Annotated in this window: 12 protein-coding genes; 7 read left to right on the forward strand and 5 right to left on the reverse strand. The window is 65.4% G+C overall.

Features of this window, described 5'->3' with window-relative positions:
• Positions 1–20: 20 nt before the first annotated feature.
• Together MA09_RS10120 and MA09_RS10125 are read right to left on the reverse strand one after the other, a co-directional pair.
• Positions 21–491 carry a MarR family winged helix-turn-helix transcriptional regulator gene (locus MA09_RS10120; RefSeq protein WP_036247732.1) on the reverse strand — a complete coding sequence of 157 codons (471 nt, stop codon included), beginning with the start codon at positions 489–491 and terminating at the stop codon, positions 21–23.
• Positions 488–1,348 (reverse strand): CPBP family intramembrane glutamic endopeptidase, encoded by an 861-nt coding sequence (locus tag MA09_RS10125; protein WP_036247734.1) that lies wholly within the window; start codon positions 1,346–1,348, stop codon positions 488–490. The genes MA09_RS10120 and MA09_RS10125 overlap by 4 nt, the downstream gene beginning before the upstream one ends.
• Before the next feature lie 334 nt (positions 1,349–1,682).
• Between MA09_RS10125 and MA09_RS10130 the strand changes: the two genes are divergently transcribed.
• The 5 genes from MA09_RS10130 (at position 1,683) to MA09_RS10150 (ending at position 7,930) form a co-directional block, all read left to right on the forward strand.
• Positions 1,683–4,364, forward strand: coding sequence for a DNA topoisomerase III (locus MA09_RS10130; protein WP_036247736.1), 2,682 nt, complete (start codon positions 1,683–1,685; stop codon positions 4,362–4,364).
• 242 nt (positions 4,365–4,606) lie between these two features.
• Positions 4,607–6,304 carry a methyl-accepting chemotaxis protein gene (locus MA09_RS10135; RefSeq protein WP_036247738.1) on the forward strand — a complete coding sequence of 566 codons (1,698 nt, stop codon included), beginning with the start codon at positions 4,607–4,609 and terminating at the stop codon, positions 6,302–6,304.
• Between the two features lie 86 nt (positions 6,305–6,390).
• On the forward strand, positions 6,391–6,777 hold the full coding sequence (locus MA09_RS10140; protein ID WP_036247741.1) for a hypothetical protein: 387 nt from the start codon (positions 6,391–6,393) through the stop codon (positions 6,775–6,777).
• A gap of 22 nt (positions 6,778–6,799) precedes the next feature.
• Positions 6,800–7,564, forward strand: coding sequence for an alpha/beta hydrolase (locus tag MA09_RS10145; protein ID WP_036247744.1), 765 nt, complete (start codon positions 6,800–6,802; stop codon positions 7,562–7,564).
• A gap of 48 nt (positions 7,565–7,612) precedes the next feature.
• On the forward strand, positions 7,613–7,930 hold the full coding sequence (locus MA09_RS10150) for a Dabb family protein (protein ID WP_051933355.1): 318 nt from the start codon (positions 7,613–7,615) through the stop codon (positions 7,928–7,930).
• A gap of 190 nt (positions 7,931–8,120) precedes the next feature.
• Here the strand turns inward: MA09_RS10150 and MA09_RS10155 are convergent, their stop codons facing one another.
• Genes MA09_RS10155 through MA09_RS10165 form a run of 3 tightly spaced genes read right to left on the reverse strand, consistent with a single transcriptional unit; the run spans position 8,121 to position 12,866 of the window.
• Positions 8,121–8,327, reverse strand: a complete 207-nt coding sequence (locus MA09_RS10155) for an addiction module protein (RefSeq protein ID WP_036247747.1) — start codon at positions 8,325–8,327, stop codon at positions 8,121–8,123.
• Between the two features lie 42 nt (positions 8,328–8,369).
• On the reverse strand, positions 8,370–11,969 hold the full coding sequence (locus MA09_RS10160) for a M1 family aminopeptidase (RefSeq protein WP_036247750.1): 3,600 nt from the start codon (positions 11,967–11,969) through the stop codon (positions 8,370–8,372).
• Between the two features lie 3 nt (positions 11,970–11,972).
• A complete protein-coding gene (locus MA09_RS10165) occupies positions 11,973–12,866 on the reverse strand; it encodes an ABC transporter ATP-binding protein (protein ID WP_036247753.1) in 894 nt (297 codons plus the stop codon).
• Positions 12,867–13,072: 206 nt separating this feature from the next.
• Between MA09_RS10165 and MA09_RS10170 the strand changes: the two genes are divergently transcribed.
• Both MA09_RS10170 and coq7 read left to right on the forward strand, forming a co-directional pair.
• The gene (locus MA09_RS10170) at positions 13,073–13,504 is read left to right on the forward strand and encodes a hypothetical protein (protein WP_036248000.1); all 432 of its coding nucleotides are present in this window, start codon (positions 13,073–13,075) and stop codon (positions 13,502–13,504) included.
• Between the two features lie 62 nt (positions 13,505–13,566).
• The gene (gene coq7, locus MA09_RS10175; protein WP_036247755.1) at positions 13,567–14,211 is read left to right on the forward strand and encodes a 2-polyprenyl-3-methyl-6-methoxy-1,4-benzoquinone monooxygenase; all 645 of its coding nucleotides are present in this window, start codon (positions 13,567–13,569) and stop codon (positions 14,209–14,211) included.
• Positions 14,212–14,213 lie beyond the last annotated feature (2 nt).

Raw genomic sequence — 14,213 nt, forward strand, 5'->3', positions numbered from 1 at the left:
ATTCGACCGTTTTGGAAACCTTACCAGCCGTCCTGCTCCTTGCGTGCCGCGCGAATCCGGTCCCCGAACGACTCCTGCTTCAATGCGTCGATGGCCTCGGCCAGCACTTGCGACAGCGGATAAGGCAGCTGGGCATCCAGGCTCGCTGCGGCCAAGGCCGTCGCTTTCCAGCACCCCTCCAGGCGCGGCAGCATCGCGCGTCCGGCCTCGCTCAGGCTGATCATCTTCTGGCGTCCATCCAGCTTGCCTGCGTCGGCCACCAGCAGGCCTTCCTTGATCATCAGGGCCACCGTCTGCGTGGCTGCCGGCTGGGTGATGCCGGCACGCGCCGCGATCTCGCCGATCGTCAACGGCGCCGAGGCGAGCAGGGCGCGCATCACCGGCGTATAGCGCGGCCGGTAGGCCAGTCCCGCCTCGACGTAGGACTGCCCCACCGCGCCATCGAGCAGTTCGATCAGGTGGCGCAACTGCGTGCCCAAACCCTGCTTCATGGCCGCGGCAGGATGTGGCCTGCGCGCACGGCACGGCGCAGCAGCAGCGCGGTGGCCAGGGCCAGCACGGTGAAGGTGATGACCGAGCCTTCCAGCCCGTAGGCGCCGCCGGTCAGCCATTCGGGGCCCGTGAGCCGGCCCTGCAGCACGCCGCGTGCCGGATGCCCGGAGGTCGGCAGCGAGAACACGCCGTCGGAGATGAAGTTCCAGGCGAAGTGCACGCCGATCGGCAGCCACAGGCGGCGCGTGGCCAGGTAGGCGGCGGCGAATACGAGGCCGGCCAGCGCCGTGTTCAGGACCGCAAGCAGGGTGATGTCGGCGTTCGGCAGGTGCGCCAACGCGAAGATCGCCGCGGACACGAGCAGGGCCCACCAGGTGCCGAGCGAGCGCTCGGGCAGGCGGAACAGTACGCCGCGGAACAGGATTTCCTCGACCAGGGCGACAAAGACCATGTCGGTGAACGACTTCGCCAGGATCGTCCAGTCGCCGGTGCCGGTGAGCGCGTAGCTGCCGCTGGCAACCAGGATCCCGACCGCCGCCAGGAACATCGCGGCGCCGATGGCCAGGCCTGCGCCGAGTTCGCGCACGGCCGTGGGGCCGCGCAGCTCCGATAGCGCGCGCCGTTCAATGCGGCGCACGTAGAAGGCGTAGCCGGCATACCCGGCCAGGGCCGCAAGCAGGGGCGGCCAGTAGGCGCGCAAGGCCTTGTCGGGGATCTGGCTGGACAGCACCAGCACCAGCGCGACCGGCACACAGACGGCCAGCAGCGCCAGCAGGATGCGGACAAACGTGAAGCGGGCGATGCCGGTGCCTGGGGCGGCGGGGGGCAGGGCGGGCGAGGCAGTGGTGGCATTCATGAGCGCTCCCGGGAAAAGGGTGTTGTCGGACGACGACCTAATCATATAAGCGCTTATATAATTTTGAAAGCCTTATTTTTCTTGGATGGCTGCGCACTGTTTTTCCTTGACGCCGAAGGGGCAAACGAGCCGTTTCGCACCAAGCCGACGAGGCCGCAAGCTGCTGCCTGCGCCGATACGCACACTTGCGGTGCGGCTGTCATCGCGCTTATCATTGGCCGCTCAATCCAATTGTTACTATTCAGACACTACGGTTGTTGACAACCGTCCAGCCCGGGAGCATGTATGATGCGCGGGCAAAAGCCACTTATATATAGAGCACCTGAGAAACACTATGACCAAATCCCTCATCATCGCAGAGAAGCCGTCGGTCGCGAACGACATCGCGAAGACGCTGGGCGGCTTCACCAAGCACGATGAGTACTTCGAATCCGACGAATACATCCTGTCGTCCGCCGTCGGCCACTTGCTCGAGATCACGGTGCCCGAGGAGTACGACGTCAAGCGCGGCAAATGGAGCTTCGCCCACCTGCCGGTGATCCCGCCGTACTTTGCGCTGAACCCGATCGCCAAGACCGAATCGCGCCTTAAGGTGCTCAACAAGCTGATCAAGCGCAAGGACGTCACCACCCTGATCAATGCATGTGACGCGGGGCGCGAAGGAGAACTGATCTTCCGCCTGATTGCACAGGCCGCCAAGGCCAAGCAACCGGTCAAGCGCCTGTGGCTGCAATCGATGACGCCGGCCGCGATCCGCGAAGGCTTCGCCCACCTGCGCAGCGACGAAGAGATGCTGCCGCTGGCCGACGCCGCGCGCTGCCGCTCGGAGGCCGACTGGCTGATCGGCATCAACGGTACCCGCGCCATGACCGCCTTCAATTCGAAAGAAGGCGGGTTCTACCTGACCACCGTGGGCCGGGTGCAGACGCCGACCCTGTCGATCGTGGTCGAGCGCGAAGAGAAGATCAAGAAGTTCGTCCCGCGCGACTACTGGGAAGTGCGCGCCGAGTTCGTGTGCGCCGCCGGCGTCTACGAAGGGCGCTGGCTCGACCAGAACTTCAAGAAGGACGAGAACGATCCGGAAAAGCGGGCCGAGCGCCTGTGGAGCAAGGCTGCCGCCGATTCGATCGTCGCCGCCTGCCGCGGCAAGCAGGGCATTGTCACCGAAGAATCGAAGCCGACCACCTCGATGGCGCCGGCCCTGTTCGACCTGACCAGCCTGCAGCGCGAGGCCAACGGCCGCTTCGGTTTCTCGGCCAAGAACACGCTCGGCCTGGCGCAGGCACTGTACGAGAAGCACAAGGTGCTGACCTACCCGCGTACCGATTCGCGCCATCTGCCGGAAGACTACATCGCCACCGTCAAGAGCACGATGGAGTCGCTGAACGATACCAACAACTACCAGCAGTTTTCGAAGCAGGTCCTGAAGAACGGCTGGGTCAAGCCGAACAAGCGCATCTTCGACAACACCAAGATCTCGGACCACTTCGCGATCATCCCGACCGGCGTCATCCCCAAGAATTTGACCGAGCCGGAACAAAAACTCTATGACCTGGTCACGCGCCGCTTCCTGGCCGTGTTCTTCCCGCCGGCCGAGTTCCTGGTGACGACCCGTTTCACGGAAGTATCGGGCCACCAGTTCAAGACCGAGGGCAAGGTGATGACCAACCCCGGCTGGCTGGCCGTGTACGGCAAGGACACCACCGGCGACGACAAGGACGGCGCCAACCTGGTGCCGGTGCAGAAGGGCGAGAAGGTCCTGGCCGACAAGGTCACGCCGAACGGCCTGGTGACGAAGCCGCCCGCACGCTATACCGAAGCGACGCTGCTGTCGGCGATGGAAGGGGCTGGCAAGCTGGTCGACTCCGACGAGCTGCGCGACGCCATGGCCGGCAAGGGCCTGGGCACGCCGGCGACGCGCGCGGCCATCATCGAAGGCTTGCTGACCGAAAAATACCTGGTGCGCGAAGGGCGCGAGCTGATCCCGACCGCCAAGGCATCGCAGCTGATGACGCTGCTGCGCGGCCTGGGTGTGAACGAACTGACCGCGCCCGAGCTGACCGGCGAATGGGAGTTCAAGCTCTCCCAGATGGAGAAGGGCAAGATTTCGCGCGACGAATTCATGCGCGAGATCGCGCAGATGACGCAGATTATCGTCAAGCGCGCCAAGGAATACGACAACGAGACGATCCCGGGCGAGTACGCGACCCTGAAGACCCCTTGCCCGAACTGCCAGGGCGTGGTCAAGGAAAACTACCGCCGCTTCGCCTGCACCAAGTGCGACTTCTCGATGTCGAAGACGCCGGGCAGCCGCCAGTTCGAGATCGAGGAAGTCGAGGAGCTGCTGGAGAAGCGCACCATCGGCCCGCTGCAGGGCTTCCGCTCGAAGATGGGCCGTCCGTTCGCGGCGATCCTGCGCATCGTGCGTGACGAGGACATCCAGAACTTCAAGCTCGAGTTCGACTTCGGCCAGGACCAGGACGAAGGCGAGGAAGGCGAGGGCGTCGACTTCACCGGCCAGACCGCGCTCGGCCCCTGCCCGAAGTGCAATAGCGGCGTGTACGAGATGGGCCTGGCCTACGTGTGCGAGAAGACGGTGGCCAAGCCCAAGGCTTGCGACTTCCGCAGCGGCCGCATCATCCTGCAGCAGGAAATCCTGCCGGAGCAGATGGCCAAGCTGCTGGGCGACGGCAAGACCGATCTGCTGCCGGGCTTCGTTTCGCAGCGCACGCGCCGTGCCTTCAAGGCCTTCCTGGTGCGCGGCAAGGACGGCAAGATCAGCTTCGAGTTCGAGGAGCGCAAGGCCAAGCCAGGCGCGAAGGGCAAGGCGGCAGCGGCTGACGGCGCCGATGGTGCTGCCGATGGCGCCGATGGCGCGGCTTCGCCGGCCGTGAAGGGACCGGCGAAGCCGGCTGCCAAGAAAGCGCCGGCGAAGACCGCAGCGAAAGCGGCTGCCAAGACGGCGGTGCGCAAGCCGGCGGCGAAGAAGATCGCATCGGCGGCGGCAAAGAAGTAAAAGCGCTGCGCTCCCGTCAGTGGAAAACGCGAACCTGTGGTTCGCGTTTTTTTTTTGCGCCAAGGGTCCGCATACTTCCCGCGCATATCCCAGTGTCTCCATTCCCCAGATCATAAAAATTTGCTTTTCATTAATCATATGTTCCGGTAATAATCGAACAAGTATTCCCCCTGAAGTTTCTTCATTCGGTCGCCTGACCACAGGCATAACACTTACAACGATATCGAGACCCGTCCGAACCCATGAAGCTCTCCGACCTGAAAATCGCGACCCGCCTGTACCTCGGCTACGGCATCCTGATGGGCATCACCGCCATCGTGGTCGCCATGGCCTACGCCAACTTCACCGCACTGGGCGAGGCCGACGAAACGAACATCCGCAGTCACCAGACCGCCGCCGAAGTGGACGCGGCCATGCTGGCGCTGGTGAACATCGAGACCGGCCAGCGGGGCTTCTCGCTGACGGGCAAGGAGGCGTCGCTCGAGCCCTATACGGCCGGCAAGCGCGACTTCCAGCAGCACCTCGACAAGGCTTTGCTGCTCACCGCCGGCGACCAGGCGCAGCAGGACCGTTTGAGGCAGTTGGCGCGGCAGCAGCGCGACTGGCTGGCGCAGGCGATCGACCCGGCCATTGCCTTGCGCCGCGGCGCCCTGGAGGCCGACCTGTCGGCGGTGGTAGCCGACGAGCAGGCGGGCAAGGGCAAGGCCGGCATGGATGCGATGCGCGCCATGGTCGAGCAGCTGAAGCGCGCCGAAGCCGAGGAACTGGCCCAGCACGCCCGGGAAATCGCCGAACTGCAGTCCGCCATGCGCCACACCCTCATCGGCGGCGGCGTGGTCGCCGGTATCCTGGCGGTCTTCATGGCCTACCAGCTGGGCCGCAACATCAGCATCCCGCTCGACCGCGCAGTCGGCCTGGCGCGCAAGGTGGCGCAGGGCGACCTGACCGCCGAGGTCAAGGTCCGCACCAGGGACGAAGCGGGCGAACTGATGGCCGCGCTGAAGGACATGAACGCCTCGCTGGCGTCCATCGTCTCGAAGGTGCGCGCCGGGACCGCAACCATGGCGACTGCAGCCGCCGAGATCTCGGCCGGCAACCACGATCTCTCCAGCCGCACCGAACAGCAGGCCGCCTCGCTCGAGGAAACCGCGTCGTCGATGGAAGAGCTGACCTCGACCGTCAACCAGAACGCCGACAATGCGCGCCAGGCGAACCAGCTGGCCGCGAGCGCCGCCGACACCGCAGCGCGCGGCGGCGAAGTAGTGGCCGAGGTGGTGACCACGATGGGATCGATCAACGAAGCCTCGCGCAGGATCGCCGACATCATCACCGTCATCGACGGCATCGCCTTCCAGACCAATATCCTGGCGCTGAATGCCGCTGTCGAGGCGGCGCGGGCCGGCGAGCAGGGCCGCGGCTTCGCGGTGGTGGCGGGCGAGGTGCGCAACCTGGCGCAGCGCTCGGCCGCGGCGGCGAAGGAGATCAAGGGCCTGATCGGCGACTCGGTGTCGCGCGTGGAAGCCGGTTCGCGCCTGGTCGACCAGGCCGGTCGCACGATGGACGAGGTGGTGGCGAGCGTGAAGCGCGTCTCCGGCATCATCGGCGAGATCGCGGCGGCCAGCGAAGAGCAGCGCGAGGGCATCGAGCAGGTGAACGGCGCGCTCGTGCAGATGGACCAGGTGACGCAGCAGAACGCGGCGCTGGTCGAGCAGGCCGCCGCCGCCGCGGCCGCGATGCGCGAACAGGCCGCCGGGCTGGCCCGGCTGGTGGATACCTTCCAGCTCGCGGATCAAAGCAATGCACAGGGCAATGCGCAAGCCCCTGCCCAGGCCCTGCCGCGGCCGCCGGCACGTGCCGCCTTGCCGCGCGGCCGCCAGCCGGCGCGTGCCGGCAAGTCACACGCAAGTGCGCCAGCCCCGGCCGAGGCTGCCGAAACCTGAACGTCCCGGATTTGTCTCGTGGCGAACGCGGATGCTGCAGCATCTGCGTGTAAGATCGATGGCCTGCACCCGACAAGGAGACCGGTATGTTCAGCCTCGACGATTTCGCGCAGCTGCAGTTCCTGGAAGGTCGCTGGAAGGGCGTCGCCCCGGACGGCAAGGAGTTCTTCGAAGAATATACCCGGCCGGATCCCGCCGTGTTCCAGTCGCACCGCTTCCCGGACAGCGCTTTTACAGGGCATACGGACGGCGCCACCATCAGCCTGAAGGATGGCGAGGTGATCTCGCAGTGGGGGGAATTCACCTGGAAGGCGTCGAGCATCGGCGCCGATTCGGCCGCCTTCGAACCCGTGAATGCGCCGAGCCAGTTCATCTGGCGCCGGCTCGATGACGCGACCCTGGAAGCCCGGCAGCGCTGGACGGCGGACGGCAAGGAGCAGGAATTCACGCTCCAGCTCACAAAGCTGAACTAGGCACACGAGGGCAAGTGGCTGCATGAAGCAGGCCCTCATCGTTATCCTGCTGCTGGCCATGACCGTCTACGCGGCCGCCTGCCTGGCGCTGTTTTTCCTGCAGCGCTCGCTGATCTATTACCCTCCGGCAGTGGCCGCCTACCAGGCGCCAGAGACCTGGACGCTCGAGGTGGACGGGGCATCGGTGAAGGTGTCGGAGCGGCCGCTGCTTGGTGAGCGGGCTCTGATCTACCTTGGCGGCAATGCCGAGGACGTCACGGGCAGCCTGCCCATCCTGGAGCGCGCCTTTCCCGGGCGCGCCCTCTACCTCCTGCATTACCGCGGCTATACCGGCAGCACCGGCAGCCCATCCGAACGGGCCCTGGTCGGCGATGCGCTGGCCCTGTTCGACCGGGTGGCGCGCGAGCACCGCGACGTCGTGGTGGTCGGGCGCAGCCTTGGCACCGGCGTGGCGGTGCAGGTGGCGAGCCAGCGGCCGGTGAGCAGGCTGGTGCTGGTCACGCCCTATGACAGCCTGGCGGGAATCGCTGCCCGACAGTTTCCGTATTTTCCGGTACGCTGGCTGCTGCGGGACACATATGCCTCGTCCGAGTATGCGCCGCGCGTGCAGGCGCCCACGCTCCTGATCGCCGCCCAGCATGACGAGATCATCCCGGCGGCAAGCAGCGAGCGCCTGCTGGCGCGCTTCCCTGGAGGCGTGGCGCAACTGCGGGTGCTCGCCGGGACGGGGCACAATTCGATTTCCGAGAGTCCCGAATACATCCCTTCGCTCCAGTGGGCAAAATAATGAGCGAAGCAAGGGACAACCAAGCGCAACCAACCATAGAGGAGTCGTATGCCAGCCACACCATCCCTGCGTCACGTCGTGCTGTTCGCATTCAAGGAAAGCGCCAGCCAGGAGGCGGTCGACGCCGTCGTCGCCGACTTCGGCCGGCTGCCCGCCGAGATTCCCGGCATCAACGCCTACGAGTGGGGCACGAACGTGAGCCCGGAAGGCTTGAACCAGGGCTTCACCCACTGCTTCACCCTGACGTTCATGAGCGACGCCGACCGCGACGCCTACCTGGTGCACCCGGCGCACCAGCGCTTCGTGGGCACCCTGGGCAGCTGCCTGGAGCGTTCGCTCGTAGTGGATTACTGGACCCAGGCTTGAAACGGTGGCTTTCCGTAGCGCGGTCGGCTTGGCCAACCGCGCTGACGATGGCCACGCCGATCACGGTCTGCCGACCGAACAGGAGCAGAGCGAACGAATGCTTCATCGGTTCCGTACATACCGCGGGAGTCTGAAATGCAAAACCGCGGCCAGGCCGCGGTTTCTCGGTGTGCATCGTGAGGGCAGGGGCCTATTCCTGCCATTCCTGCAGTGAACGGATGGCCGCTTCGCCGTTGCGGATCGCCTTGACGCGACGCACGACTTCGTTGTGCCAGGCTTCGTCGGCATCCTCGTCGAGACCATCGCTATCCTGGAGGAGCAGGCGCACCAGCGCGTGTTTTTCCTCAGTGCTCAGCATCTGGATCTTTTCCGCGATCTCGGCAACCAGGTTCGACATGATGTTCCTTCAGGTAATAGTTTTGAAATAATAACTTGGCTTTTATAGGTTGTCGACAGGAACCATATTGTCCGTGGGTTTTCTGTCGATTAATTTATTGTCGGGGTCGATGCCGGCCCGCGCGGGACGCCCGCCGACCACCAGCGTCACGGTCTGGCTGGCCTTGTCGACCAGGCGCCGCTCGCGCGCCAGCGGATTGCCGTTACGGTCGTCGACGCCGAATTCGATGTAGTCCCTGAGCGGCGCCGGCTTCTCGCCGCCCAGCTCGTCCGCGCGCACCTTGCCCGCATGTGCCCGTATCGTCACCTCGAACTTGCCGTCCGGCCGCTGGCGGACGGTGGCGCTGTCGGTGCGGTTTTCGTACAGTACGATGTGCTCGAACAGGTCGTCGATCAGGTAGGCCTTGTCCGCCGGTGTCACGGCGCGCAGCCGATCGACCAGCGCCAGCACGGTCGGGTAGGGCGCGCCCTTGGACGCGTATTCCTGCAGCAGGCTGCTCAGTACATGGTTGACGACATCCTCGCCCAGCAGGTCGGCAAGCAGGTAGAGCGCCAGGCTGCCCTTGCGGTAGTGGACGTAGTCCTGGTTCTCGTTCTGCGCCAGCGGCAGCTCCTTGCGGCGCTCGGTGGCGCGGCCCCTCAGGTAGGCGTCCAGGTTGTAGCGCAGGAAGCGGCGCATCTTCTGGCCGCCGACCGCGCGCTTCATGACCATCAGCGCGGTGTACTCGGACAGGCTCTCCGAGAGCACGGTGGAACCGCGCGCGTGGGCGCCCGCCAGCTGGTGGCCCCACCACTGGTGCGCGGTTTCGTGGGCGCTGACGTAGAAGGGATAGTCGATGTCCTTCGGCGAATCGTCGTCGATGCGGGCGATGAAGCCCGCGCTTTCCGAGAACGGGATGGTGCCGGGGAAGGCTTGCGCGTACGTGGCGTAGCGCGGGAACTCGACGATGCGCAGCTCGTTGAACTGGTAGGGGCCGAAGCGGCGCGAGGCGTAGTCCAGGCCGGCCTGGGCGCCGCGGATCATGCGCTCGACATTGGTGTCGTGGCCCGGGTGGTAGAACACGTCGATGGTCACGTCCTGCCAGCGGTCGTGCCGCACTTCGTAGCGCGCCGACTGGACCGCGTAGAAGTGGAGGATCGGCTTGTCCATCCGGTAGTGGAAGTAGCGCCGTCCCTTGTCCATCCATTCCTTTTGCAGGGTGCCCGGGGCGATCGCGATCTGGTCCGGGCTTGTGCTGACCACGGCCTGGAAGCCGATCCAGTCGGCGTCCGGGCCCAGGAAGTTGTTGGCACGTGCCGCTGGGTCTTCGCGCGCCGGCAGCGGGTCCTTGGGCGGCAGGCCGCGGCGCTTGCGGTCGCGGTCATCCACCAGTTCCACGGACCGCTGGTAGCCGATGCGCGGCATGACCTCGTTGGTGAAGAAGGTGCCGTTCTTGACGACCGGTGTATCGCGGCCGAGTCCGAGCAGGCCGCCCGGCTGGTAGCGCACGCTGAACTCGAGTGCCAGGCGTTCGCCGGGCGCCAGGGGCCGGGCCAGTCGGTAAAGGTAGAAGCCATGTTCCGGATCGGCGCTCACCTGCTGCGCGGCCTGCGAGAAACGGACGGCCAGTTCGGCGCCACGCTGCTGGTACAGGACGATGTCGCGCAGTGGCGCTCCGGTGCGGTTTTCCAGCTGGTAGAAACCCTTCACGGCCAGGGTGCGCGCCTCGGGGCGGATGTCGACCTGCAGGTCGACATTGGTGATGCGCGGCTGCGGCAGTTTGGCGTAGCGGCGGAAGCGCAGTTCGTATTCGGCGCGCAGGACTTCCTGCTGCGCGCTGGTGCGGTAGCCTCCGGCGTGCAGTTCGTAGGCCAGCAGTGCGCCGGTGCCCACGAAGACCAGCAGGCCCGCGCCGAAGCCGGCCAGCACCGGCCGGGAGAGGTTGCGGCGCGCCAGGCGCAGGCGCTCGCGCCAGCCGCTGTCGACGCCGCGGGCCCACAGCACGCGCGCGGCCACCATCAGCATCAGGGCCAGGCCGCTCCAATACAGCTGGAACAGGTGCTCGCGTACCAGGAAATGGCCGAAGCCGTTCATGGCCGAATAGGTGAAGGACGGCGTGCTGCCGTACACCAGCATCGGGTGGTCGAAGCCGAAGCCGCGCGCGGTTCCAAACACCAGGTAGACGGCGATCAGGATGAAGTAGGCCAGGTAGCGGTTGTTGACGATCACCTGCACCGCGATGGCCGCCACCGCCAGCAGCGCATACTGCGGCAGCAGCACCGTGAACAGGAAGCGCAGGTAGAGACCCGGCTCGAGCCCGAAGTAGCCCTTGAACAGCTGGATCAGCATACCGACCAGCATTGCCATGGCCAGCAGCAGGGCCTGCAGGCCGACCAGGGCCAGGGTCTTGCCCACCAGGGGCAGCCATGTCGGCGCCGGCATGGCGTCGAGCATTTGCGACATGCGCGCCTCGCGCTCGCGCCACACCATCTCGCCCGCGAACAGGGTCGTCACCACCAGCATGTACAGCTCGAACACGTCGCGGATCAGGTCGAGCACCATGTAGGTAACGGGAAGGGTGCTGGTGCCGTAGATCGAGCCGAGGTCGAGCGAGCTGGCGACCAGGATCAGGGCGCCGGCGATGGCCAGCGCCAGGAAGTAGACGTTCCTGCTCGACTCGCGCAGATTGTACAGAACCGACTTCCCCAGCAGCGCGGCCAGGCTGCGGCGCTCGAAGTCGGGTGGCTCGCGGGTATCGACGGCAGCGTGCGACAGTTGTTGCGGAGCAGGGACAGCCAGGGTATCGCTCAGTTGCTGGCCCAGGCCTTTCCTGTGGCGCAGGTCGAGATTGCCGGTGGTGTGGAAGCGCCAGTAGCCGAGCAGCAGGACCACCAGCCCGAAGCCCACCCAGACCAGGCGGTTCACCAGGTACACGCCTTCCAGCGTGAGGAGGCGCGTGTTGCGCTCGGCGATCGGCCAGTATTCGGTGAGGCGGATCAGGGCCGTGGTGCCGAAGGGGTCGATCAGCGCGGCCAGGGTCTTGTAGTCGAGGTCGCGCGCCAGCGAGGGCGCGACGATGTAGCCGATCATCATGACGATGCTGGCCACGTAGACCGGCAGCATGCGGCGCGACAGCGCGGCCAGCACGAAGAACAGGGCGCCGAAGATGAAGGTGTTGGGCAGCAGCGTGAGCAGGTAGGGCAGCAGGTAGCTCGCCAGGCCGTTCGGTCCCAGGCGGTCGGGCTCGATGCCGGGAATGAAAGTCCCGAGCCAGGCGCCCAGCACGATGCTCGACAGGATGACGGCCAGCACGGCGAAGGCGCCGAGGAAACGCCCCAGCACGTAGTCCGCCTTGCGGATCGGCGCGCTGAAGAAGAAGTGCTGCATCTCGTATTCGAAGTCCTGCTGCACCGAGCGGCCCATCACGGCCGCCACCACGACCACGCCGAAGCAGCCGAGGAAGGACGCGGTCAGCGCGATCTGGCGCGGCGCATTGATCAGGACCCGGCCGCCGAAGGTGACGATGGCGTCGCGGAAGGCGCCGCCCGCCGCCGCCATCCATAGCATCGCCAGCGCCAGGAACATGCCGAAGTAGATCCAGGTCGACAGCAGCCGCAGCCGCTGCCGCGCCTCGAAGCCGGCGATGGCAAAGAGCGGGGCCATCGGCTAGCAGTTCCCGGCGGCGGCGTTGAATTTGCCGGCGATGGTGGCGAAATAGACGTCTTCCAGGCTGGCGCGGGCCGGCTCGAAGCCGTCGCCCGGGTCGGTCTCGGAATACACGTGGATCAGGGTGCGGCCGGTGAGCAGGCGGGTCGAGATGACCTGGTGGCGCTTCTGGAACACCGGCAGTTCCTGCTTCGTGACGAAGCGCGCCCAGATATAGTCTTCGACCTCATAGGTCAGTTCCTGCGGGTCGCCGCACAGCAGCACGTGGCCCTTGTGGATGATCGCCATGTTGGCGCACAGGTCGGCCACGTCGGACACGATGTGGGTCGACAGGATGACGGTCTTGTCCTCGCCGATCTCGGACAGCAGGTTGTGGAAGCGCACACGCTCCTGCGGGTCCAGGCCGGCGGTGGGCTCGTCGACGATGATCAGGCGCGGGTCGCCCAGCAGCGCCTGGGCGATGCCGAAGCGCTGGCGCATGCCGCCCGAGAACGTGCCGAGGCGCTGGTTGCGCACATCCCAGAGGTTGGTCTGCTGGAGCAGGCCGTCGACCACCTCCTGCCGTCGGTGCTTGTGCGACAGGCCCTTGAGCTGGGCGAAATGGTCGAGCAGTTCGTAAGCAGTCACTTTCGGGTAGACGCCGAAATCCTGCGGCAGGTAGCCGAGCATGCGGCGCACCTCGTCCTTTTCGTCGAGGACATCGATGTCGTCCAGGAAGACCGACCCCGAATCGCACTCCTGCAGGGTGGCAAGAATCCGCATGAGCGTCGATTTGCCGGCGCCGTTCGGACCGAGCAGCCCGAACATCCCGGCCGGAATGTTCAGGGTGACACGGTCGAGCGCGACCACGCCATTGGCGTACGTCTTCGACAAATTGCGGATCTTTAATTCCATGCCATGTCCTCAAGCGTGCATATAAACCTTTTTCAACACTTGCATTGTATTAAATTGTCTTGGAATGCGTGGGTTCTCTGCGACGCACGGGTGCTTTGATGGTCCAGACTGCATAATCCGGTGACAGAGCGGATGACGCCACGCACCACTAGTTTCCCTTAATGAACATTACTCGCGTAAATTCTGGAAACATGGATAATGGCAGCATGAACAAGGCCATCCAGGACAAGCTGCTGGCGCTGATGCGCGAGGGACGTGACCGGACCGAGTCGACCGACTGGTTCCGGGTGTCGCTGGGCTTGTTCTACCTGGCGGCGCTGATGACGGAGGAAGCGATCGACTTCAAGAAGGTCGACCGTGAGTTCAACCGTTTCATTTATCACACGCTCGGCAAGGGCCATACCATCACCAGCGTGCTGCAGTTCATGAGCGGCGAAAAAGTGATGCCGACCGTCGAGTCGGGGCGCTTCATGGACGCGTTCCAGCGCCACTGCCCGGAAATCCCGATCGAATCGATTCCTTTCCTGCTCGAGCTGAACCTGGGGGTGGCGAAGAACATCTCGGGGCTGGAGGCAACGGGTCCGCTGGCGGACTGGATCGTCCGCAGGAAGGCCGCACCCCAGGCGCCGGACGCCTGAACTTCCGTCGCTGGGCCTATAATGATGTTTTCGAATATCGCATTGATAAAATCACGAGCATCATGAGCGCATACCGTTCCAACTCCTCCCTCGACGGCCTGATCGCCGGCTTCGACAAGGCCCTGCGCGTGGTCGGCGGCGTCGCCTCGTCCTCGCGCCCGAACCCGGGCGTCCACGCCACCGACTGTGAACTGAGCGACGACGAGCGGCGCCACAGCGCAGGCCTGATGCGCGTGAACCATGTCGGGGAAGTGTGCGCGCAGGCGCTGTACGACTCGCAGGCGCGCTTCGGCAAGAGCCCGGCGATCCGCAAGCAGTTCGAGAAGTCGGCGCGCGAGGAAGAAGACCACCTGGCCTGGACAGCCGAGCGCTTGTCCGAGCTCGGCTCGCAGCCGAGCCTGCTCAATCCGCTGTGGTATGCGGGTTCCTACGTGCTGGGCAGTATCGCTGCCAAGCTGGGCGATCCGCACAGCCTCGGCTTCGTGGTCGAGACCGAGCGCCAGGTCGAGGCCCACCTGAACCGCCACCTGCAAGACCTGCCGCCGCAGGACGCGAAATCGCGTGCGATCGTGGAACAGATGCGGGTCGACGAAATCGCACACGGCGCATCGGCGCAGGCGCTGGGAGCGGCGGAGACGCCGCTGCCGGTGCGGATGCTGATGACGGCGATGTCGAAAGTGATGACGACGACGGCCTATCGCATCTGAAC

Source organism: Massilia sp. BSC265 (genome assembly GCF_000740675.1).
In the GTDB taxonomy this organism is placed as follows: domain Bacteria; phylum Pseudomonadota; class Gammaproteobacteria; order Burkholderiales; family Burkholderiaceae_D; genus Telluria.